At 68.4% G+C, this 21,681-nt stretch carries 16 protein-coding genes and 1 tRNA gene; 6 read left to right on the top strand and 11 right to left on the bottom strand.

Annotated features, from left to right (window positions below):
* Together R6V09_RS18125 and R6V09_RS18120 are read left to right on the top strand one after the other, a co-directional pair.
* The coding region (locus tag R6V09_RS18125; RefSeq protein WP_317882446.1) for a pyridoxal phosphate-dependent decarboxylase family protein at positions 1-1,237 on the top strand (1,237 nt) is incomplete at its 5' end.
* Positions 1,234-2,685 carry a lysine N(6)-hydroxylase/L-ornithine N(5)-oxygenase family protein gene (locus tag R6V09_RS18120; RefSeq protein ID WP_317882445.1) on the top strand — a complete coding sequence of 484 codons (1,452 nt, stop codon included), beginning with the start codon at positions 1,234-1,236 and terminating at the stop codon, positions 2,683-2,685. The genes R6V09_RS18125 and R6V09_RS18120, both read left to right, overlap by 4 nt.
* A gap of 53 nt (positions 2,686-2,738) precedes the next feature.
* Here the strand turns inward: R6V09_RS18120 and R6V09_RS18115 are convergent, their stop codons facing one another.
* Positions 2,739-4,541, bottom strand: a complete 1,803-nt coding sequence (locus R6V09_RS18115; protein ID WP_317882444.1) for a bifunctional metallophosphatase/5'-nucleotidase — start codon at positions 4,539-4,541, stop codon at positions 2,739-2,741.
* A gap of 127 nt (positions 4,542-4,668) precedes the next feature.
* Between R6V09_RS18115 and R6V09_RS18110 the strand changes: the two genes are divergently transcribed.
* The gene (locus R6V09_RS18110) at positions 4,669-5,388 is read left to right on the top strand and encodes an SIMPL domain-containing protein (protein WP_317882443.1); all 720 of its coding nucleotides are present in this window, start codon (positions 4,669-4,671) and stop codon (positions 5,386-5,388) included.
* A 145-nt stretch (positions 5,389-5,533) separates the two neighbouring features.
* Positions 5,534-6,970 carry a pyruvate kinase gene (pyk, locus tag R6V09_RS18105; RefSeq protein ID WP_317882442.1) on the top strand — a complete coding sequence of 479 codons (1,437 nt, stop codon included), beginning with the start codon at positions 5,534-5,536 and terminating at the stop codon, positions 6,968-6,970.
* Between the two features lie 10 nt (positions 6,971-6,980).
* On the opposite strand, the gene R6V09_RS18100 is transcribed toward pyk, so the two are convergent.
* Both R6V09_RS18100 and R6V09_RS18095 read right to left on the bottom strand, forming a co-directional pair.
* Positions 6,981-7,727 carry a helix-turn-helix domain-containing protein gene (locus R6V09_RS18100; protein ID WP_442810082.1) on the bottom strand — a complete coding sequence of 249 codons (747 nt, stop codon included), beginning with the start codon at positions 7,725-7,727 and terminating at the stop codon, positions 6,981-6,983.
* A 145-nt stretch (positions 7,728-7,872) separates the two neighbouring features.
* Positions 7,873-7,947 (bottom strand) — tRNA-Leu (locus tag R6V09_RS18095).
* Between the two features lie 99 nt (positions 7,948-8,046).
* Between R6V09_RS18095 and R6V09_RS18090 the strand changes: the two genes are divergently transcribed.
* Positions 8,047-8,703, top strand: a complete 657-nt coding sequence (locus R6V09_RS18090; protein WP_019062225.1) for an ANTAR domain-containing response regulator — start codon at positions 8,047-8,049, stop codon at positions 8,701-8,703.
* An 88-nt stretch (positions 8,704-8,791) separates the two neighbouring features.
* Here R6V09_RS18090 and R6V09_RS18085 read toward each other — a convergent pair whose 3' ends face one another.
* From R6V09_RS18085 to R6V09_RS18050, 8 genes are all read right to left on the bottom strand, one after another.
* On the bottom strand, positions 8,792-9,508 hold the full coding sequence (locus R6V09_RS18085; RefSeq protein ID WP_317882441.1) for an ABC transporter ATP-binding protein: 717 nt from the start codon (positions 9,506-9,508) through the stop codon (positions 8,792-8,794).
* Entirely contained in the window at positions 9,505-10,416 is a 912-nt protein-coding gene (locus R6V09_RS18080; protein ID WP_317882440.1) for an ABC transporter ATP-binding protein, read from the bottom strand. The genes R6V09_RS18085 and R6V09_RS18080 overlap by 4 nt, the downstream gene beginning before the upstream one ends.
* Positions 10,417-10,422: 6 nt before the next feature.
* Positions 10,423-12,249: a branched-chain amino acid ABC transporter permease gene (locus R6V09_RS18075; RefSeq protein WP_317882439.1), complete on the bottom strand. Its 1,827-nt coding sequence runs from the start codon at positions 12,247-12,249 to the stop codon at positions 10,423-10,425.
* A 5-nt stretch (positions 12,250-12,254) separates the two neighbouring features.
* Positions 12,255-13,187: a branched-chain amino acid ABC transporter permease gene (locus R6V09_RS18070; protein ID WP_317882438.1), complete on the bottom strand. Its 933-nt coding sequence runs from the start codon at positions 13,185-13,187 to the stop codon at positions 12,255-12,257.
* 113 nt (positions 13,188-13,300) lie between these two features.
* Positions 13,301-14,527 (bottom strand): branched-chain amino acid ABC transporter substrate-binding protein, encoded by a 1,227-nt coding sequence (locus R6V09_RS18065; protein ID WP_317882437.1) that lies wholly within the window; start codon positions 14,525-14,527, stop codon positions 13,301-13,303.
* 214 nt (positions 14,528-14,741) lie between these two features.
* The gene (locus R6V09_RS18060) at positions 14,742-15,404 is read right to left on the bottom strand and encodes a hypothetical protein (protein ID WP_317882436.1); all 663 of its coding nucleotides are present in this window, start codon (positions 15,402-15,404) and stop codon (positions 14,742-14,744) included.
* Between the two features lie 78 nt (positions 15,405-15,482).
* Positions 15,483-15,953, bottom strand: coding sequence for a PaaI family thioesterase (locus tag R6V09_RS18055; RefSeq protein WP_317882435.1), 471 nt, complete (start codon positions 15,951-15,953; stop codon positions 15,483-15,485).
* A 62-nt stretch (positions 15,954-16,015) separates the two neighbouring features.
* Positions 16,016-18,295, bottom strand: coding sequence for an FdhF/YdeP family oxidoreductase (locus tag R6V09_RS18050; RefSeq protein ID WP_317882434.1), 2,280 nt, complete (start codon positions 18,293-18,295; stop codon positions 16,016-16,018).
* 297 nt (positions 18,296-18,592) lie between these two features.
* Between R6V09_RS18050 and polA the strand changes: the two genes are divergently transcribed.
* Positions 18,593-21,319, top strand: coding sequence for a DNA polymerase I (gene polA / locus R6V09_RS18045; RefSeq protein WP_317882433.1), 2,727 nt, complete (start codon positions 18,593-18,595; stop codon positions 21,317-21,319).
* Positions 21,320-21,681 lie beyond the last annotated feature (362 nt).

Here is a 21,681-nt window from a genome sequence, read left to right as displayed (position 1 = left end):
CGCGGTCGCCGCCCGCCTCAGGGACGCCGTAGGGGATGTACTCCCCGAAGACGGCGACCAGACCGCCCTGCGCACCCTCGTGCACGCCCTCGCGGAAGGCGCCGCCGACCCCGCCGACCCGCTCTGCGCGGCGCACCTGCACTGCCCGCCGCTCGCCGTCGCCACCGCCGCCGACCTCGCCGTCAGCGTGCTGAACCCGTCCCTCGACTCCTGGGACCAGGCCCCCGCAGCCTCCGCCCTCGAAGCCCTCGTCACCCGCACCCTCGCCCACGAGATCGGCCTCGCCGACGCGCTCGTCACCAGCGGCGGCACCGAAGCCAACCAACTCGCCCTGCTGCTCGCCCGCGAAGCCCACGGCGGCACCGTGCAGTTGGTCTGCGGAAGCAACGCCCACCACTCCCTGCCCCGCGCCGCCTGGCTCCTCGGACTGCCCGACCCCGTCGTCGTCCCCGCCCCGGCCGGCACCCTCGACCCCGCCGCCCTCGATGAGGCCCTCACCGCACTGCCCGGACCCCGCGGCTCCGTCCTGGTCGCCGCCACCGCAGGCACCACCGACGCCGGCCTCATCGACCCGCTGCCCGAGATCGCCGGACTGTGCGCCGCCCACGGCGCCCGCCTCCACATCGACGCCGCCTACGGCGGAGGCCTCACCTTCAGCGACCGCCACCGCGACAAACTCGCCGGCCTCGACCGCGCCCACACCGTCACCCTCGACCTGCACAAACTCGGCTGGCAGCCCGTCGCCGCCGGCCTCCTCGCCGTACGCCACCCCCGCGACCTCGCCGCCCTCACCCAGCGCGCCGACTACCTCAACGCCGACGACGACACCGAAGCAGGACTCCCCGACCTCCTCGGCCGCTCGATGCGCACCACCCGACGCCCCGACGTCCTCAAGATCGCCGTCACCCTGAAAACCCTCGGCCGCACCGGACTCGGCACCCTCGTCGACCAAGTCTGCGCCCGCGCACGGGAGTTCGCCGCCATGGTCCACAACCACCCCGGCTTCGAGCTCTACGACCCACCCGTCATCAGCACCGTCCTGTTCCGGCCCGCCGAAGCCACCGACGAAGCCGTGGCCGCCGTACGCCGACAACTCCTCCACGACGGACGGGCCGTCCTCGGCCGGGCCGCGCTCGACGGCCGGCTCTGGCTCAAGGCCACCCTCCTCAACCCCCACACCCGGCCCGACGACCTGGCCGCCCTCCTGAAACTGGTGGAAGGACACACCCCCCGATGAGCCACCCCCCGACGGGTCACCCCCAGACCCCCAACCCCCCACGCCACGAACCCGATCCACCCCGCGACCTGGTCGGCATCGGCATCGGCCCCTTCAACCTCTCCCTCGCCGCCCTCGCCCACCCCCTCACCGAACTCGACACCGCCTTCTACGAACAGCGCCCCGGCTTCGACTGGCACCCGGGCCTCCTCATCGACGGCGCCACCGTCCAAGTCCCCTTCCTCGCCGACCTGGTGACCCTCGCCGACCCCGCCAGCCCCTGGTCCTTCCTCAACTACCTGAAGGCCCGCGACCGCCTCTTCCCCTTCTACTTCGCCGAGCGCTTCCACATCCAGCGCGCCGAATACGACGCCTACTGCCGCTGGGTCGCCGACAGCCTCCCCGGACTCCACTTCGGCCACCAGGTCGACGCCGTCCGCTTCAACCCCGAACGCGACGTCTTCGAGGTCGACTTCACCCAGCTCGACAGCGACGGAGAGGCCGAAGCCCTCGGCCGCACCTACACCAAGAACATCGTCCTCGGCGTCGGCACCGCCCCCTACGTCCCCGACCCGCTCAGGCCTCTCGTCGAAGCCCCCGGCGTCCCCGTCATCCACGCCGCCGACTACCTCGCCCACCGCGAAACGTTTCTCGCCGCCGAGCACATCACCGTCATCGGATCGGGACAGAGCGGCGCCGAAGTCTTCCTCGACCTGCTCCGCCACCGCCCCGCAGGACACGAGAAACTCCACTGGATCGGCCGCAGCGAGGCCTTCGCCCCCATGGAGTACTCCAAGCTCGGCCTGGAGCACTTCACCCCCGACTACACCCGCTATTTCCACGCCCTCGCCGAGCCCGTCCGCGACCGCCTCGTCACCGCACAGTGGCAACTCCACAAGGGCATCGACGCCGACACCATCGCCGCCATCCACGACGAGCTCTACCGCCGTACCCTGCACGGCGGTTGGCCCGACGCCGTCCTCACCCCCGGCGTCCGCGTCCGCACCGCAGGACGCATCGCCACCACCAAGGTCGAACTCCACCTGGAACACGTCCAGCAGAACACCCGCTCCCGCCTCACCACCGACGCCGTCGTCCTCGCCACCGGCTACCGCGAGCGCCCCCTCGGCCGCATCCTCGCCGGACTCGACCCCTACCTGCGCCGCGACAGCGCCGAACGCCCGCGCATCGACGACCAGTTCAGGCTCGTCCTCGACCCCTCCGTCACCGGCGCCGGCTGCCAGGTCTACGTCCAGAACGCCGAACTCCACACCCACGGCGTCGGCGCCCCCGACCTCGGCCTCGCCGCCTGGCGCAGCGCCACCATCCTCAACTCCCTCACGGGCAAGGAGCCTTACCCCCTCCCCGGCCGAACGGCCTTCACCACGTTCGGTCTTGACCCCCAGACCCAGATCCCCACGGCCCGCCAGGCCACCCGCACCCTCACCCCACTCGTCGAAGGACGCTAGAAAGGGGCCCGGCGGCAACCAGAACCGCCGGACCCCTCAGAAAACCGAACGCGTTAGAAAACCGGCGTCCCGTTCCGCGTCAACTTCCAGTCCACCGAAGCGAAGTCCGCCGGATCCAGCACACCCTTCGCGGTCACCCACTCCGCGATCCGCGTCCGGATCTCCGTCGACTCCGCCCACACCTCGGTCGCCGACGCCACATGCGGGAACGCACCGCCGCCGTTCGCCCGGTAGTTGTTCACCGCAAGCACGAACTGCTGCGCGTCGTCCAGCGCCGCCCCGTTGTAGGTGAGGTTCTTGATCCGCGACCCGGCCGCCTGCGCGATGTCGATCTCGTACGAGAACCCCGACACGTAGTCGTAGTTGTAGTCCGGCCGGCCGTTCGCGTTCGTCAGCTTCTCCGTGTCCACAACGGCATCCGCCGCCGTCTGCACGAAGTACTCCGCCGAGTACTCCAGGTACGCCCGCACCTGAGCACCCGTCAGAAGCTTGGCGACGAGCGTGTTGTCGTACACGTACAGACCCGACAGATCGCGGATCGTCACCTCGCCCGCCGGGATCTCCGACGTCCGCGAGAACGGCGACGCCTGCGCGATCACCGGCAGCGAGGCGTACGACGTCCCCGCCAACGCCGCCTTCACCACGTCCTCCTGGACCTTGGTGATCAGGTCGATGATCGGCGCGTCCTTGTACCGCGCGTCCACCGTCGTCAGCGTCGCCGTCGCCGTGCCGACCACCTGGTTGACGTACTCCACGACCAGCGCGTGCTCGTCCTTCAGCAACCGCGTGATCTTCGGATCGTCCGCGACCGTCTTCGCGTCCCGCAGCGAGGCCGCCACCGACTCGACGGTCCAACGGCCCTTCTCGAAGACCAACTCGAAGTCGAACACGCTCAACCGCTCGGCGTAGCACAGCGGTTCGGACAGCACGACCGTCTTCCCCGTCGCCGTGTTCGTGACCTTCAACTCCGGGATCTCCACGTGCGCGTGGCCCACGAGGATCGCGTCGATCCCGGGCACCTGCTGCGCGACCAGCGCCGCCGAGTTCTCCACGTACGGCAGCTGGTCACCGTACGACGACGTCCCCGACGACCCGGAGTGCGCCGACACGACAACGACATCCGCCCCCATCGACTTCAGCTTCGGCACCCACTTCGCCGCCTGCTCCTCAAGCCCCGGGAACGTCAACTTCCCCTGCACATACGCCTTGTCCCAGATCGCGATACCGGGGTTCGTCAGCCCGAGGACCGCCACCTTCACCGGCGGCGCACCCGGCACACGGAACGTCTTGATGAAGTACGGCGGGAAAGCCGGCTTCAGCGTCTTCGCGTCCAGCGCGTTCGCGCCGAGCAGCGGGAAACGGCACTGGTCCTCGAACTTCCGCAGCGTCTCGATGCCGTAGTTGAACTCGTGGTTGCCCAGCGCCGCCGCGTCGTACCCGATCGCGTTCATCGCCTGCGCCATCGGGTGCACAGGACCGCCCTTGGCGGTGATCGGGTCCACCTTCGCGAAGTAGTACGTCAGCGGGGTGCCCTGGATCGTGTCGCCCGCGTCCAGCAGCAGCGTGTTCCGCCGCCCCTTCTCCTGGCGGATCTGGTTCACCAGGGTCGACACCCGCGCCAGACCCATGGCGTTGCCCTTGGCGTCCGCGTACTCCGCGTCCTTGAAGTAGTCCCAGTTGAAGACATGCCCGTGCAGGTCCGTCGTGCCCAGCACGGTCAGCGAGTACCGCTTCGGGTGCTTGCCCGGCTTCTTCTCCGCGGCCTGCGCCGCCGGAGCCGCCGCCGCACCGGCCAGCGCCACCCCCGCACCCGTCACAGCGGACTTCTTCAGGAACTTCCGGCGGTTCAAGGGCATGTCTGGCTCTCCTCGGGAAACGGTCAACGACGCGCGTAGATTCTTACTCGCTTCTTACTGGAAGCGACAGGCTCCGCAGGTTTCGATCTGATGACCAGAAGACGCCACAACTGACAGAGTGGGACGTATGACCACCCCCGCCACGGACGAACCCCAACCCGCCGTCCCCTACGGCACCCCCGACGCACCCCGCATCGCCGTCCGCGGCGAAGCCCGCCTCGAAGTCGACCCCGAGATCGCCCGCATCGGCATCACCGTCGCCGCCCGCGGCACCGACCGCCGCACCGCCCTCGACGACCTCACCCGCCGCAACGCCACCGTCCTCGACCTGGTCAAGAGCTACGGCGAAGCCGTCGAACGCCTCGAAACCGGCGGCTTCTCCATCACCCCCGAACTCACCAAGCACGGCCGCGGCGAACGCGTCCACCGCTACCACGGCAGAGTCCACATCACCGCCGAACTCGCCGACTTCACTACCCTCGGCGAACTCACCACCCGCCTCGCCGACCTCGAACTCACCCGCGTCGACGGCCCCTGGTGGGCGCTCCGACCCGACTCGCCCGTCCACCGCCAGGCCCGCCAGCAAGCCGTACGCGAAGCCGTCCAACGCGCACGGGAATACGCCGAAGCACTCGGCACCACCCTCGCCGCCCTGGTGGAACTCGCCGACATCGGCGCCGAGAACGCCGAGACCTACGGATCCCCCCAGCGCCGTATGCGCTCCATGTCCCTCGCGGGCGCAGCCGCCGAGGACACCGCCGCCGCACCCCTCGACCTCGAACCCCAACGGCAACACGTCTACGCCCAGGTCAACGCCCGCTTCACCATGGCACCCCCGACCCTGTGACCCGACCCCGGAATTCACCGATTCGAACGCTCATTGGAGCACCACACCGCACATTCAAGCCTTGTCAATAACCCTTCACCCAAAGGTTGTTGAGTAGTCATGCACGGCCAATTCCCTACCCGCCGGTAAGGCCTAGGCTCAAACCATGCGCCGAGCAAAAATCGTCTGTACATTGGGCCCCGCCACCGACTCGTACGACCAGATCAAAGCCCTGGTCGAAGCCGGAATGGACGTAGCCCGCTTCAACCTCAGCCACGGCACCCACGCCGAACACGAGGAGCGCTTCCAGCGGGTCCGAAAGGCCGCTGAAGAGACCGGCCGCAGCATCGGAATGCTCGCCGACCTTCAAGGCCCGAAGATCAGACTCGGCCGATTCACCGAAGGCCCCGTACTCCTTGAACGCGGAGACACCTTCACCATCACCGTCGAAGACGGCGCCGAAGGCGACCGCCAGTCCTGCGGCACCACCTACGCGGGCCTCGCCACCGACGTCACCCCCGGTGAACGCGTCCTCGTCGACGACGGCAAGGTCTGCCTCGAAGTCACCTCCGTCGACGGCCCCCGCGTCCACACCAAGGTCGTCGAAGGCGGCATGGTCTCCGACCACAAGGGCCTCAACCTCCCCGGAGTTGCCGTCTCCGTCCCCGCCCTCTCCGACAAGGACGAGGCCGACCTCCGCTGGGCGCTGCGCGCCGGCTTCGACGTGATCGCCCTGTCCTTCGTCCGCAGCGGCAAGGACATCGACGACGTCCACCGCATCATGGACGAGGAAGGCCACCGCCTCCCCGTCATCGCCAAGGTCGAGAAACCCCAGGCGGTCGAGGCCATCGACGACATCGTCGCCGCCTTCGACGGCATCATGGTGGCCCGCGGCGACCTCGGCGTCGAAATGCCCCTCGAACAGGTCCCGATCGTCCAGAAGCGCGCGATCAAACTGGCCAAGCGCAACGCCAAGCCGGTCATCGTCGCCACCCAGATGCTCGACTCGATGATCGAGAACTCCCGCCCGACAAGGGCCGAGGCCTCCGATGTGGCGAACGCGGTCATCGACGGCACGGACGCGGTGATGCTGTCCGGCGAGACCAGCGTCGGCAACTACCCCATCGCGACCGTCACCACGATGGCCCGCATCGTCGAAGCGGCGGAGGAAGACATCCTCGCCAAGGGCCTGCCCCCACTGACCGAACGCAACAAGCCCCGCACCCAGGGCGGCGCGGTCGCCCGGGCCGCCGCCGAGATGGGCGATTTCCTCGGCGCGAAGTACCTGGTGGCCTTCACCCAATCCGGCGACACGGTACGGCGGTTGTCGCGCTACAGGTCCCCCATCCCCGTGATGGCCTTCACCCCCGACCCGGCCACCCGCGCCCAACTCACCCTCACCTGGGGCGTGGAGACCATCCTCGGCCCCCATGTCGACTCCACCGACGCGATGGTCGACCAGGTCGACGAACTCCTCCTCAAGTACGGCCGCTGCCAGAAGGGCGACATCGTCGTCATCACCGCGGGTTCACCGCCCGGGGTGGCCGGCTCGACCAACCTCGTCCGTGTGCACCATGTCGGCGAGGATGACAGTCCCAAGTAGCGGCGGGGGGTCAGTGTTTGGGGCCTACGTGGGTATCCATTAGGGCTACTGAGGCTTTGCGGGCGACGGAGATATCGAAAGGGTCGCTGCCGCGGGCCAGGGTGGTCCATCCGACGCCGACCTTATCGAGGGTGTCGGTGAAGAGTTTCCGGATGTCGTCGGACTTGTTGGTGAAGAAATATCGGGGGTATTCGTAGCGCTTGCGCTCACCGGCGACGATGCGAGTCGTCCAGTTGGTGATGCGGCAGCCGTCGGAGTGGATGAGGCCCCGGATGAACTCCCAGGGGTGGGCGTCGACGATGTCCTGCTGCCAGAGTTCGAGGGCTATTCGGCGGTCGTGTTTCTTGCCGGGGCCGTGCTGGGGAAAGAGGCACCACAGGTGCATGGAGTACAGCTTCACCTCGTGGCACCCCTTCCGCCGGACTCTGCAAACGGAGTTTCCGGGGAACACCGAGCGCATGGCTTTCTCGCACTCGTCCATGAGTCCGGGATGTGCGTCGGCGCATGTGATCGACAGGCTGGGTGATCGCATGGCGCGGTTCTGGATGATGTGGCCGTCGCCCAGGTAGAGGCCGAGAAGGTAGGAGTAGGCCGGAAGGTCCAGCGCTCCGTCGCATCGGGGGCATTGAGGGGGGATGCGCCCTGGGCACTCGCCCCGCTTCGCGCGGTCCACGTGTTTCCAGTAACTGATGGTGCCGAGTGGGATGTTGAACTGACGAGCCACGTCCGCATTCTTCGCGCCGTCGCGCAGCAACATCAGGGCCTGCTGTCGCACCTGCGTGCCATGAGAGAAAATGTGCGCACTCTGTGTGAGTGATCGTCGCGACGCGCAACAAAAAGCGGAGGTTCACGCGAACGTGAAACTCCGCTTTTATGATCCGACCTTCGAACCTAAGGAAAAGTGCCCCGGGTGGGACTCGAACCCACACTGGATGCTGTTTGAGAGCACTGCCTGCTACCGATTGGGCTACCGGGGCCTAACGAATCGAAGGTTTACCTCGACCCGCTGCCCGACCACCTTACCGCAGCTAGGTACGCTCTTGGGAGCAGCACCCCGCCCTGAACGAGGAGCCCCCGTGACCGCCCCCGAGTCGCCCCAGCCCGTAGACGCGCCCGACGACGACAAGTCGCACGTGCCTCCGCTGACGACCCGTGTCGTCATCGCCGAGGACGAGGCCCTGATCCGGCTCGATCTCAAAGAGATGCTCGAAGAAGAGGGGTACACCGTCGTCGGTGAGGCCGGTGACGGTGAGCAGGCCGTCGAGCTGGCCCGTGAGCACAAGCCCGACCTCGTGATCCTCGATGTGAAGATGCCCAAGCTGGACGGCATCTCCGCAGCCGAGAAGATCGCCGAGGAGGGCATCGCGCCCGTACTGATGCTCACCGCCTTCTCGCAGCGCGACCTCGTCGAGCGGGCCAGGGACGCCGGTGCGATGGCGTACCTCGTGAAGCCGTTCAGCAAGAGTGACGTCGTACCGGCGATCGAGATGGCCGTCTCACGTTTCACGGAGCTGAAGCAGCTGGAGCAGGAGGTCGCCGACCTCACCCTGCGGCTGGAGACCCGCAAGCTGGTCGACCGCGCGAAGTCGATCCTGCAGACCGAGTACGGGCTGTCCGAGCCCGCCGCGTTCCGGTGGATCCAGAAGACGTCGATGGACCGTCGGATGTCGATGCAGCAGGTCGCCGAGGCGGTCATCCAGGACGCCGACGAGAAGAAGTCCTCGAAGGGCTGACAGCCACGGCAGTGACTACGACGAGGCCCGCGCCCCCAGCTTCGGGGGCGCGGGCCTCGTCGTAGAAATGCAGGCGAAAGGCGACGACTCAGTCCTCGCCGAGGTACGCCTTCCGTACCGACTCGTCGTGCAGCAGGTCCTCGCCCGAGCCGGAGAGGACGATGTTGCCGACCTCCATGACATGGCCGTGGTCGGCGAGGGAGAGTGCCGCCTGGGCGTTCTGCTCGACGAGGAGGATCGTCGTGCCCGACGCCTTCAGCTCCACGATCGTCGCCATGATCTTCTGCATCATGATCGGGGAGAGGCCCATGGACGGCTCGTCCAGCATCAGCAGTTTCGGCTGGGACATGAGCGCGCGGCCCATCGCCAGCATCTGCTGCTCGCCGCCCGAGAGGGTTCCCGCGGCCTGCTTACGACGCTCTCCGAGGATGGCGAAGAGATCGTAGGCGCGCTGGATGTCCTTGTCGATGCCGGCTTTGTCGCTGCGGAGGAACGCGCCCAGTCGGAGGTTGTCCTCGATCGTCATGCGGGGGAAGATGTGCCGCCCCTCGGGGGAGTGTGCGAGGCCGAGGGAGACGATCTGGTGGGCAGGGGTCTTCTTCAGGGACTTGCCGTCGAACTTGATCTGGCCGCCGACGGGCTTGAGCAGACCGGAGAGGGTGCGCAGGGTGGTGGTCTTGCCGGCGCCGTTGGTGCCGATGAGGGTGACGACCTCGCCGGCTTCGACCTTGAAGGAGATTCCCTTGACGGCTTCGATCTTGCCGTAGGCGACGCGGAGGTCCTCGACCTCAAGCAGTGCGGTCATCGGTCGTTCTCCTTGCCGGGCGCGGCGTCCGTCGTGGTGTCGGAGTGCGCCTCGGCGGCATCGACCTCGGCGGCTTCTTCGGCGCCGGGGGCGCCTTCGAAGGGCTCTCCGAGGTAGGCGGCGATGACGCGTTCGTCGCCCTGGACGGTGGCGCTGTCGCCTTCGACGAGTTTTTCGCCTTGGACGAGTACGGCTACGCGGTCGCAGAGGTTGAAGATGAACCGCATGTCGTGCTCGATGACGAGGATGGCGATGCCCATGTCGCGGATGGCGAAGACGAGTTCCTCCGTCGCCCGTGTCTCCTGCGGGTTCATGCCGGCGGTCGGTTCGTCCAGCAGCAGCAGGCCTGGTTCGCTGGCCAGCGCTCGCGCGATCTCAAGCTTGCGCTGTTCCCCGTAGGGGAGGTTGCGGGCGAGGTGTTCGGCTTTGGCGTCGAGGCCGATGAACTCAAGGAGTTCCATGGCGCGTTCACGGGAGGCCTTTTCCGCGCGGTGGAAGCCGGGGCCGCGCAGGACGGCGGACCAGAAGCCTTCCTTCGTACGGGTGTGGCGGCCGACGAGGACGTTCTCCAGGACCGTCATGTTGGCGAACAGACGGATGTTCTGGAAGGTCCGTGCGATGCCGGCTGCGGTGACCTTGAAGGACTTGGGGGGCAGGACGTTGTCCTTGTAGCGGACTTCGCCCTCGGTGGGGATGTAGAGGCCGGTGAGGCAGTTGAAGAAGGTGGTCTTGCCGGCGCCGTTGGGGCCGATGAGGCCGACGATTTCGCCGCTGTTGACGGTGAGGTCGACGTTGCGTACGGCGGTGAGGCCGCCGAAGCGCATGGTCACGCCGCGGGCGTCGAGGACGACCTGGCCGGGGGCGTTGGCGCCCGGTGTGCTGCCCTGGGTGGTGGTGTCGGTAGTCATGTGTGGTCAGGCCCCTGTCTTGCTGAGGACTGTGGGTGCTTCGGCCTCTTCGTGGAATTCCAGTTGGCGGCGCCGGTTGGCGACGAGGCCCTCGGGTCGGAAGCGCATCAGGAGGATGAGTGCGACGCCGAAGGCGAAGAGTTGGTAGTCCCCGAGGAACTGCAGCTTGTTGGGGATGAGGTAGAGCAGGGAGGCGCCGATGAGGGGGCCGCCGATGGTGCCCATGCCGCCGAGGACGACGGCGGCGAGCAGGAAGGCCGAGTTGGGTGGAATGGGCCCGGCGAACTGGTACTGCTCGGGGGTGACGGTGTAGGTCACGTGGGCCTGGACGGTGCCGGCGAGGCCGGCGAGGGAGGCGCCGACGGCGAAGGCGATGAGTTTGACGCGGAAGCCGTTGATGCCCATGGCGAGGGCGGCTGTCTCGTCCTCGCGGATGGCGACCCAGGCGCGGCCGATGCGGGAGTCGCCGCTGCGTCGGAAGACGAGGACGACGATGGCCGTGATGATCAGCATCAGCAGGAAGTAGTTGGCGAAGCGGCCGATGGTGAAGCCGGCGACGTCATGGGGGGCACCGAGGTCGAAGCCGAGGATGTTCAGGTTCGGGATCGAGGAGATGCCGTTGGAGCCGTTGGTGAGGTCGGGGCCGGAGGTTCCGTCCAGGTTGTTGGCCGTGATGCGGAAGATCTCACCGAAGCCGAGCGTCACGATGGCGAGGTAGTCGCCGCGCAGGCGCAGGGTGGGGGCCCCGATGAGGACGCCGAAGACGAGGGAGGCGGCTGCTCCGACGAGGGCGGCGGCCCAGAACGGGAAGTGCACGTGGAAGGGGGAGCTGGGGGAGCCGGAGACGAGGGCCGCGGCGTAGGCGCCGACGCCGAGGAAGGCGACGTAGCCGAGGTCGAGGAGGCCGGCGAGGCCGACGACGATGTTGAGGCCGAGGGCGACGGTGGCGAAGATCAGGATGTAGACGCCGATGGTCGCGTACTGGTCGTCGGTCTGGGTGAAGGGGAAGAGGGCGGCGGCGATGAAGGCGCCGAAGACGGTGATGTTCTGGTGCCGTCCGGTGATCTGCGTGGCCTGGGCGACGAGGCCGGCCTTGTTGAGGGCGGCGAAGCAGAAGCCGGCGGTGATGAGGAAGCCGATGAAGAGTTCGTCGTACTGGGTGCCGATGCCGTAGGTGAAGACCAGCAGGCCCAGGGCCATGACGGCGACGATGACGAGGATTTCGACGGAGGCCGGGAGTTTGCCGACGGGGCGGGGGGAGCCGGCGGCGAAGGCTGCCTTGACGGTCTCCCATTTGTGGGAGGCGTCGTTCTTGAACTTCTCCCAGGAGGTGTCGTCGGGGTCGATCGGGTCGGGCGTGGGCTTCTCGAAGGGGAGGGCCAGGGCGCCGACGAGGGCGGCGAGGGTGCCGATGGCGACGATGAAGGCGCCGGGGTCGAGGTTGACGACGCCGCCGAGTTCGTCGCTGATGGCGATGACCGTGTACCAGGCGGTGGCGAAGGTGGCGAGGGCGGCGAACCTGAGGGCCGCGTAGCCGCCGGCGGGGACGACGTGGCGCAGGCCCTTGATGCCGTGGGCGGCCAGGGCGAAGAGGGTCGTGAGGGCGCCGCCGATGAGGACGAGGATCTGCAGGCCGCCCGGGTAGCCGTAGACGGTGAGGTCGCCGGGGAAGTCGGAGGTCCAGGTCCACGACATGAACGTGGAGATGACGGTGAGTACGGCGCCGGCGGTGGTGAGGACGCGGGCGATGTGCGGGGGGATGCCGATGAGGCCGCTCTGGGGGGCCTCGGCGGGGGTGTCCGGGGTCTTGGGTGCGGTGGTCTGTGTGGTCATCGGTGTCACGCCCTGTCCGCGACGCGCTCGCCGAGCAGGCCCTGGGGCCTGAAGAGGAGCACGAGGATGAGGAGCACGAAGGCCCATACGTCTGCCCAGGACTGGCTGCCGAACTGCTCCATGCCGGGGATGTTGGCGATGTAGGCGGAGGCGAGGGTCTCGGCGACGCCGAGGACGATTCCGCCGATCATGGCGCCGTAGATGTTGCCGATGCCGCCGAGGACGGCCGCGGTGAAGGCCTTGAGGCCGAGGATGAAGCCCATTCGGAAGTTGATCTCGCCGTACTTGAGACCGTAGGCGACGCCTCCGATGGCGGCGAAAGTGGCACCGAGGGCGAAGGCGACCACGATGATGCGGTCGGTGTTGATGCCCATGAGCTTGGCGGTGTCGGGATCCTGGGCGGTGGCCTGCATGCCGCGTCCGGTGCGGGTCTTCATGACGAAGTAGGCGAGGACGGCCATGCTGATGGGTGCGGCGGCGAGCAGGAAGATGTCACCGGTCTGGATGGTGATGTCGCCGAAGTTGAAGGGGCCGCCGTCGATCTGGGGGAAGGTCCGGGCCGACTTCGCGTCGGGGTACCAGGCCCAGACCGCCTGCTGGAGGGCGAGCGAGAGGCCGATGGCGGTGATGAGCGGGGCGAGGCGGGGGGCGTTTCGCAGGGGGCGGTAGGCGAACCGTTCCGCTCCCACGGCGACCGTTAGGGCGACGATGATGGCGCCGATGAGCATCAGCGGCAGGGCGATCCACATGGACGTGCCGTTGGGCAGCACGTACGTGTAGACCGTCAGAGCGCCGAACGCTCCGGTCATGAAGATCTCGCCGTGGGCGAAGTTGATGAGCTGGACGATGCCATAGACCATCGTGTAGCCGATGGCGACCAGCCCATACATGGATCCCAGTAGCAGGCCGTTGACCAGCTGCTGCGGCAGTTCGTTCACCGCATGTCCTCCGAGACTATTTCGGATGCTTTCGACGGATGGGGCCGGATGTGAGAACGCGCGGGGCGCCTGTGGAACAGCGCCCCGCGCGGCTCGTGAGTGGTGCGGGAGGGTCAGCCGGTGAAGGTGCCGGACTTGACGGCCGCCCAGGCACCGTTCTTGACGGCGTAGACGGTGAGCTGCTTGTTGGTGGCGTCACCGAACTCGTCGAAGGAGACCTTGCCGGTCACTCCGTCGAAGGAGACGTTCTGCATGGCGGCGGTGACCTTGGCACGAGCGTCCGAGGGCAGCTTGCCGTTGTTGGCGTCGACGACCGACTTCACGGCCTGGATGATGGCCCAGGCCGAGTCGTAGGAGTAGCCGCCGTAGGCGCCGTACTGCTCGGAGTAGCCGGCGGCCTTGTAGTCGGCGACGAACTTCTTGGCGGAGTCGAGGGTCTCGACGGGCGCGCCGACGGAGGTGGCGAGGTCACCGGTGCTGTTGGTGCCGGCCAGCTTGATGAAGGCCGGGTCGAAGATGCCGTCGCCGCCGGCGAGCGGGATGTTGGCGCCCGCGGCCTTGATCTGCTTGCTGAGCGGGCCGGCCTGCGGGTACTCGCCGCCGTAGTAGACGGCTTCGGCGCCGGAGTTCTTGACCTGGGTGGCGACCGAGGAGAAGTCCTTGGTGTCGGGGTTGATGTGCTGGGTGCCCACGACGGTGCCGCCGAGCTTCTTGAACTCTTCGGTGAAGGTGGCGGCGAGGCCGGCGCCGTAGGTCTTCTTGTCGTCGATGACGAAGACCTTCTTCTTCTTCGCCGTGTTGTAGACGTACTCGGCAGCGAACGGGCCCTGGATGGCGTCCGTGGTCGCGGTGCGGAAGTACGACTTGAACTGGCGGACCTTCGTGGTCTGCCAGTTGGCGCCCTGGGTCAGGTCCGGGCTGGTGTTGGCCGGGGAGACCTCGACCAGCTTGGCGTCGTCGAAGACCTTCTGCATGGACTGGGCCACGGAGGAGTTCAGGGGGCCGACGACACCGAGGACGCTCTTGTCGGCGACGAGGGCGGAGGCGTTCTGCTGGCCGGAGGAGGCCTGTGCCTGGTCGTCCTTGGCGACGAGCTTGAAGGTGACGCCGTCGACGGCCTTGGTCTTGTTGGCCGTCTTGACGGCGAGGTCGGCCGAGTTCTTGATGCCCAGACCCAGTGCTGACAGGTCGCCGGTCAGCGGGGCGTCGACTCCGATGGTGACGGTGGTGCCAGAGCTGTCGCTACTGCTCTTGCTGTTGTCCCGGGAGCCGCAGGCGGTGAGGGTCAGAGCTCCGGTGGTGAGAACGGAGGTAAGAATCACCAGAGAACGCTGTCGCACAATCTGTCCTTTCCGCAGGCACAGTCGCCCCTGTGGGGGCTGCGGGTGCTGCGCTGGTACCGAACTCCCGATGGAGCGGTGACTGGCCGTGACTCTAAGCCCGGTGTGAGGGCATGAGCATCGTCGTGCGCTGGCTTGTGACTTTCTTGTTATGACGTGCCGGTTGGCGACCTTCACGGAAGGAGGGTCTCAGCCGTTTTGGCGGAATTTCCCCTCAGTCCACATTTTGAGAACGTGCACTTCCGCTTGGTTGTGGGCCTGGCCTGGCGTTTGTCGCGTCGCAGGCGGCATGGAGAAGTCGGGAAAGGTCCTTGGAGTAGGCGCTCCCGAAGATGAAACTGTTGTGTTGTATTGCGCGCGTGTTACGCAGCGTTACGTCCAGAAAGGGAAGGTCGGCATTCAGGGGCAGGCCGGAACAGTCGGAAACGGTTACCTCTACCGTGATGCGGCGTGTTGCCCCGGCGTTGACGGTGAAGGACGGTTCGGGCGTGGCCTGGGCGGTGAGCCCGTCGAAGGCGGCGCCGGTGACGCGCAGGGTGACGGGAGGTCCGGTGTTGACGGACACGGCGAAGCGGAAGAAGCCGCTGGCGGTGGGGAAGTCGGTGGTCTGGGCGAGTCCGAGGTACCGCCATTGGGTGACGTTGGCCGGCCAGGGCGCGAGCTGCGGCGGGGCCGGGCGGGGTGTGTGGCTCCGCGGCAGCAGCACGACTCCCGTCGCCGCCAGGGCGATCACGCCTGCCGCGAGGGTGGCTTTGCGCGCCCGCGGCGTCAGGGAGTGCCAACGGTCGCTCAGGCGCGGCGAATCGCCGCCGATGATGTCGTAGCTCGCGTCCGTCTCGGGCGAGTCGACGGGCTCGACGGGCCCGATACCACTCATGGCGCCAGCCTCATGGGGAAACGGTAGGGGAGCGGACGGGGTTGGGGAAGGCTGATCACGGCCACGGCGCGCGTCGGGTCAGGCGGCGGCGCCGGGCTTCACGTCCCGCAGCAGACAGGTCAGCCGCGCACTGCACACCCGTCGCCCCTCCTCGTCACTGATCACGATCTCGTACGTCGCCGTCGAGCGGCCCCGGTGCACGGGTGTGGCCACGCCGGTGACCAGGCCGGAGCGGGCGCCGCGGTGGTGGGTGCAGTTCAGGTCGACGCCGACGGCGATCTTCGTGCTGCCGCCGTGCAGCATGGACCCCAGGGAGCCGAGGGTCTCGGCGAGCACGGCGGACGCGCCGCCGTGCAGCAGTCCGTAGGGCTGGGTGTTTCCCTCCACCGGCATGGTGCCGACGACGCGCTCGGCGGACGCCTCCACGATCTCGACGCCCATGCGCGTGCCGAGGTGGCCCCCCGAGAACAGGGCGACCAGGTCGATGCCGAGTGCCGCGTACTCGTCGATGACTTCCTGCGGGAACTTCCCTCGCTGCTGCTCGCCCATGGGACCGGCTCCGTTCGTCTCTCGCCTGACTGGATGGACCTGACGGTCGGCTGAGCAAACGCTCAGTCGGTCGCCGATTGTTCCAGACGTACGACGACGGACTTGCTGGCCGGGGTGTTGCTGGTGTCGGCGGTGGCGTCCAGCGGGACCAGAACGTTGGTCTCGGGGTAGTAGGCGGCGGCGCAGCCCCGCGCGGTCGGGTAGTGCACCACCCGGAAGCCGGGCGCCCGCCGCTCCACGCCGTCCTTCCACTCGCCGACCAGATCGACGTACGACCCGTCGGCGATCCCCAGCCGGTCGGCGTCCTCGGGGTGGACCATGACGACCCGGCGGCCGTTCTTGATGCCCCGGTAGCGGTCGTCGAGGCCGTAGATCGTGGTGTTGTACTGGTCGTGAGAGCGCAGCGTCTGCAACAGCAGGCGCCCTTCGGGGAGTTCGGGGTATTCGACGGGCGCGGCCGTGAAGTTGGCCTTTCCGGTGGCCGTGGGGAAGCGGCGTTCGTCGCGCGGGGCGTGCGGGAGTGCGAAGCCGCCGGGGTGCGCGACACGCTTGTTGAAGTCCTGGAATCCGGGGATCACGCGCGCGATGCGGTCGCGGATCGTCGCGTAGTCCTTCTCGAACTCCTCCCAGGGCGTGCGGGACTCCTCGCCGAGGACGCGGCGGGCGAGGCGGCACACGATGGCCGTCTCGGACAGCAGATCCTTGCTCGCGGGCTCCAGCCGGCCGCGCGAGGCGTGCACCATGCCCATCGAGTCCTCGACGGTCACGAACTGCTCGCCGCCGCCCTGGAGATCGCGCTCGGTGCGTCCCAGGGTGGGCAGGATGAGGGCACGCGCGCCCGTGACGGCGTGCGAGCGGTTCAGCTTCGTCGACACGTGCACGGTGAGGCTGGCGCGCCGCATGGCCGCCTCGGTGACCTCGGTGTCGGGGGAGGCGGACACGAAGTTGCCGCCCATCGCGAAGAACACCTTCGCGTCGCCGTCGCGCAGGGCCCGGATCGCGGCGACCACGTCGTAGCCGTGCTCGCGCGGCGGGGCGAAGCCGAACTCCTTCTCCAGGGCGTCCAGGAACGCGGGCGCGGGGCGCTCGAAGATGCCCATGGTGCGGTCGCCCTGGACGTTGCTGTGGCCGCGCACCGGGCACACGCCCGCGCCCGGGCGGCCGATGTTGCCGCGCAGCAGAAGGAAGTTGACGACCTCGCGGATGGTCGGCACGGCGTGCTTGTGCTGGGTGAGGCCCATCGCCCAGCACACGATGGTGCGCTCGGAGGCGAGCACCATCTCCAGGGTCTTCTCGATCTCCGGGCGGGTCAGCCCGGTCGCGAGGAGCGTCTCGTCCCAGTCGGCGTCCCGCGCGGTGGCGGCGAACTCCTCGTAGCCGTGGGTGTGTTCGCGCACGAACTCCGTGTCGACGGCACCCTCGGTCTCAAGGACGAGCTTGTTGAGGAGGCGGAAGAGGGCCTGGTCGCCGCCGATGCGGATCTGCAGGAACAGGTCGGTGAGGGCGGCGCCCTTGAGCATGCCCTGCGGGGTCTGCGGGTTCTTGAACTTCTCCAGGCCCGCCTCGGGCAGCGGGTTGACGCTGATGATCTTCGCGCCGTTGGCCTTGGCCTTCTCCAGGGCGGAGAGCATGCGCGGGTGGTTGGTGCCCGGGTTCTGGCCGGCGACGACGATCAGGTCGGCCTGGTAGATGTCCTCCAGCAGGACGCTGCCCTTGCCGATGCCGATTGTCTCGTTCAGCGCGGAACCGGACGACTCGTGGCACATGTTCGAGCAGTCCGGCAGGTTGTTGGTGCCGAGCTCCCGCGCGAACAACTGGTACAGGAACGCGGCCTCGTTGCTGGTGCGGCCCGAGGTGTAGAAGAGCGCCTCGTCGGGCGAGCCGAGGGCGGCGATCTCCTCGGCGACGATGTCGAAGGCACGCTCCCAGGTGACCGGTTCGTAGCGCTCGGCCCCTTCGGGGAGATACATGGGGTGCGTGAGACGCCCTTGTTGCCCCAGCCAGTAGCCGCTGCGGGTCGCGAGATCGGCCACCGGATGGGCGGCGAAGAACTCGGGGGTGACCCGGCGCAGGGTGGCCTCCTCGGCGACCGCCTTCGCGCCGTTCTCGCAGAACTCCGCCGCGTGCCGGTGGTCCGGCTCCGGCCAGGCGCAGCCCGGGCAGTCGAAGCCGTCCTTCTGATTGACCCGCAGCAGCGTCAGCGCGGTGCGCTTCACACCCATCTGCTGCTGGGCGATGCGCAGCGTGTGCCCGATCGCCGGGAGGCCGGCCGCGGCATGCTTCGGCTCGGTGACCTGCGGGGCGTCCTGGACCGGATCGCCCTTGGGCGGCTTCGTGGCCATCGCGGGCCCTCCTTCGCTGGCACATGTGCACTAGATCTCCGATCCTCGCACGCGGCACCGACAACGCCGAGGTCGGTTCGTGGGCTCAATGGTTTCGGTCTGTGTGCGAGGCGTGGGGTGGGACGGGGTGGGCTTGTCCGGCTCCTCGCTGCGGCGGGCAGGGGTGCGTTCGACCGCGTCCGCCGCCGCGACGGAGACTCCGGCCACCTCTCACGCGACCGCCGTGCCTCCCGGCCACGCCGTCCGACGCGACGACCGTGACCCCGACTGTCAGTGGGGCGTGGCAGGATCGGGGTCGTGGCAGAAACAGCATCGAAGAAGACCGACAAGACCTCCGGCGGAGACCGTCCACGGCTGATGCTGATGGACGGGCACTCGCTGGCCTACCGCGCGTTCTTCGCGCTGCCCGCGGAGAACTTCACGACCGCGACGGGCCAGCCGACGAACGCGATCTACGGCTTCGCGTCGATGCTGGCCAACACCTTGCGTGACGAGGCGCCGACGCACTTCGCGGTGGCCTTCGACGTGTCCCGCAAGACCTGGCGCTCCGAGGAGTTCACCGAGTACAAGGCGAACCGCTCCAAGACCCCGGACGAGTTCAAGGGGCAGGTCGAGCTGATCGGCGAGCTGCTCGACACGATGCATGTCTCCCGGTTCGCGGTCGACGGCTTCGAGGCCGACGACGTCATCGCCACGCTCGCCACCCAGGCCGAGGCCGAGGGTTTCGACGTGCTGATCGTCACCGGCGACCGGGACTCCTTCCAACTGGTGTCCGAGCACACCACGGTGCTCTACCCGACGAAGGGCGTCTCCGAGCTGACCCGGTTCACTCCGGAGAAGGTCGTCGAGAAGTACGGGTTGACGCCCGCCCAGTACCCCGACTTCGCGGCCCTGCGCGGCGACCCGTCCGACAACCTCCCGGGCATCCCCGGCGTCGGCGAGAAGACCGCCGCGAAGTGGATCAACCAGTTCGGTTCGTTCGCCGAGTTGGTCGAGCGCGTCGACGAGGTCAAGGGCAAGGCCGGACAGAACCTCCGCGACCACCTGGACGCCGTCAAGCTCAACCGCCGCCTGACCGAGATGGTCAAGGACGTCGAACTGCCCAAGACGGTCGTCGACCTGGAGCGCGCTCCGTACGACCGCACGGCCCTCGCGATGGTTCTCGACACCCTGGAGATCCGCAACCCCTCGCTGCGCGAGCGACTCCTGGCCGTAGACCCGGGCAACGAGGAGGCCGACGCGACCCCGCCCGCCGAGAGCGGTGTCGCGGTCGACGGCTCGGTCCTCGGCACCGGCGAACTGACCGGCTGGCTGGCCGACTACGGCACCGAGCCCCTCGGCGTCGCCACCGTCGACACCTGGACGCTCGGCTCCGGTTCGGTGACAGAGGTCGCGCTCGCCACCGCCGGGGGACCGGCCGCCTGGTTCGACCCCGCCGAACTGGACGAGAGCGACGAGAACGCGTTCGCGGCCTGGCTGGCCGACGCCGACCGACCCAAGGTGTTCCACAACGCCAAGGGCGCCATGCGGGTCTTCGCCGAGCACGGCTGGACCATCGCCGGCATCTCCATGGACACCGCGCTCGCCGCCTACCTGGTCAAGCCCGGCCGCCGCTCCTTCGACCTGGACGTGCTGTCCCTGGAGTACCTCGGCCGCGAGCTGGCCCCCGCCGCCACGGCCGACGGGCAGCTGGCCTTCGGCGCGGACGACGGCGCCGAGGCGGACGCCCTGATGGTGCAGGCCCGCGCGATCCTCGACCTGGGCGACGCCTTCGGGGAGCGCCTCCAGGAGGTCGGCGCGGCGGACCTGCTCCGTGACATGGAGCTGCCCACCTCGATCCTGCTGGCCCGCCTGGAGCGGTACGGCATCGCGGCCGACAAGGCGCACCTCGAAGCCATGGAGCAGATGTTCGCCGGCGCCGTGCAGCAGGCGGTGAAGGAGGCGCACGCGGCAGCCGGACACGAGTTCAACCTCGGTTCGCCCAAGCAGCTACAGGAAGTCCTCTTCGGCGAACTCGGCCTGCCCAAGACCAAGAAGACGAAGACCGGCTACACGACCGACGCGGACGCCCTGGCCTGGCTCGCCAACCAGACCGAGAACGAACTGCCGGTCATCATGCTCCGCCACCGCGAACAGGCGAAGCTGCGCGTCACCGTCGAGGGCCTGATCAAGACGATCGCGACGGACGGCCGTATCCACACCACGTTCAACCAGACGGTCGCGGCGACGGGCCGTCTGTCGTCGACGGACCCGAACCTGCAGAACATCCCGGTCCGCACGGACGAGGGCAGGGCGATCCGCCGGGGCTTCGTGGTGGGCGAAGGCTTCGAATCGCTCATGACCGCGGACTACAGCCAGATCGAACTCCGCGTGATGGCCCATCTCTCCGAGGACGAGGGTCTGTTGGAGGCGTTCAACTCGGGCGAGGACCTGCACACCACGGTCGCCTCCCAGGTGTTCTCCGTCGAGGGCTCGGCGGTGGACGCGGAGATGCGCCGCAAGATCAAGGCGATGTCGTACGGCCTCGCCTACGGCCTCTCCGCGTTCGGCCTCTCCCAGCAGCTCAACATCGACGCGGGCGAGGCACGGGTCCTGATGGACACGTACTTCGAGCGCTTCGGCGGCGTACGGGACTATCTGCGCCGCGCGGTCGACGAGGCGCGGGCCACGGGCTACACGGCGACCCTCTTCGGGCGCCGCCGCTACCTCCCCGACCTCAACAGCGACAACCGCCAACGCCGAGAGGCCGCCGAGCGGATGGCGCTCAACGCCCCCATCCAGGGCACCGCGGCGGACATCGTCAAGATGGCCATGCTCAAGGTGGACACCGCCCTGCGCGAGGCCGACCTCAAGTCCCGCATGCTCCTCCAGGTCCACGACGAAATCGTCCTGGAGATCGCCCCCGGCGAACGAGCGGCCACGGAAGAACTCGTCCGCCACGAGATGGCGGGCGCGGTACACCTCCGGGCGCCGCTCGACGTCTCGGTGGGCGTGGGGCCGGACTGGGAGTCGGCAGCGCACTAGCCTCCGGCGGTGCGGCGGTGACACGAGGTGAGCCGTTCGTCCGAGCTTGCCTCGTCTCTCCGCCGCAACGGCGCGCACCCACCACGGCGCATCCCGGCGGTGCCGAACCAACCGCACACCCCTCCCGGGCCGCCCGCAGGGCACCGCCCGCCTCTCACCCCGGTCGGCACACCTCCCCGGCAACAGAAACCCCCCGCCCAACCCTCGGAGGACCCGTCACCCGCGTGGCCCCCGCGGAGGCGCACCTCGCCCCCGGGGACCGTAAGGATGCGGGCATGGGTATACGCATGCTCCATCGCCGGTCGGGCCGGGCACGGACGCAGGCGCAGGCAGCGGGCGCCGCTGCCGCACCGGTCACGCCC

The sequence above is a fragment of the Streptomyces sp. W16 genome, from assembly GCF_033194735.1.
GTDB lineage: Bacteria > Actinomycetota > Actinomycetes > Streptomycetales > Streptomycetaceae > Streptomyces.
Note: the sequence above shows the minus strand (reverse complement) of the source record. Positions and strands in the feature narration are given on the sequence as shown.

What these genes read in the sequence shown, in the direction of transcription:
- R6V09_RS18120 (WP_317882445.1), top strand. Translation starts at nt 1,234, where the DNA reads ATGAGCCACCCCCCGACGGGTCACCCCCAGACCCCCAACCCCCCACGC.
- R6V09_RS18075 (WP_317882439.1), bottom strand. Translation starts at nt 12,249, where the DNA reads ATGACCACACAGACCACCGCACCCAAGACCCCGGACACCCCCGCCGAG.
- R6V09_RS18060 (WP_317882436.1), bottom strand. Translation starts at nt 15,404, where the DNA reads ATGAGTGGTATCGGGCCCGTCGAGCCCGTCGACTCGCCCGAGACGGAC.
- R6V09_RS18110 (WP_317882443.1), top strand. Translation starts at nt 4,669, where the DNA reads ATGACCACCCCCGCCACGGACGAACCCCAACCCGCCGTCCCCTACGGC.
- R6V09_RS18080 (WP_317882440.1), bottom strand. Translation starts at nt 10,416, where the DNA reads ATGACTACCGACACCACCACCCAGGGCAGCACACCGGGCGCCAACGCC.
- R6V09_RS18085 (WP_317882441.1), bottom strand. Translation starts at nt 9,508, where the DNA reads ATGACCGCACTGCTTGAGGTCGAGGACCTCCGCGTCGCCTACGGCAAG.
- R6V09_RS18050 (WP_317882434.1), bottom strand. Translation starts at nt 18,295, where the DNA reads ATGGCCACGAAGCCGCCCAAGGGCGATCCGGTCCAGGACGCCCCGCAG.
- R6V09_RS18055 (WP_317882435.1), bottom strand. Translation starts at nt 15,953, where the DNA reads ATGGGCGAGCAGCAGCGAGGGAAGTTCCCGCAGGAAGTCATCGACGAG.
- R6V09_RS18100 (WP_442810082.1), bottom strand. Translation starts at nt 7,727, where the DNA reads ATGTTGCTGCGCGACGGCGCGAAGAATGCGGACGTGGCTCGTCAGTTC.
- pyk (WP_317882442.1), top strand. Translation starts at nt 5,534, where the DNA reads ATGCGCCGAGCAAAAATCGTCTGTACATTGGGCCCCGCCACCGACTCG.
- R6V09_RS18115 (WP_317882444.1), bottom strand. Translation starts at nt 4,541, where the DNA reads ATGCCCTTGAACCGCCGGAAGTTCCTGAAGAAGTCCGCTGTGACGGGT.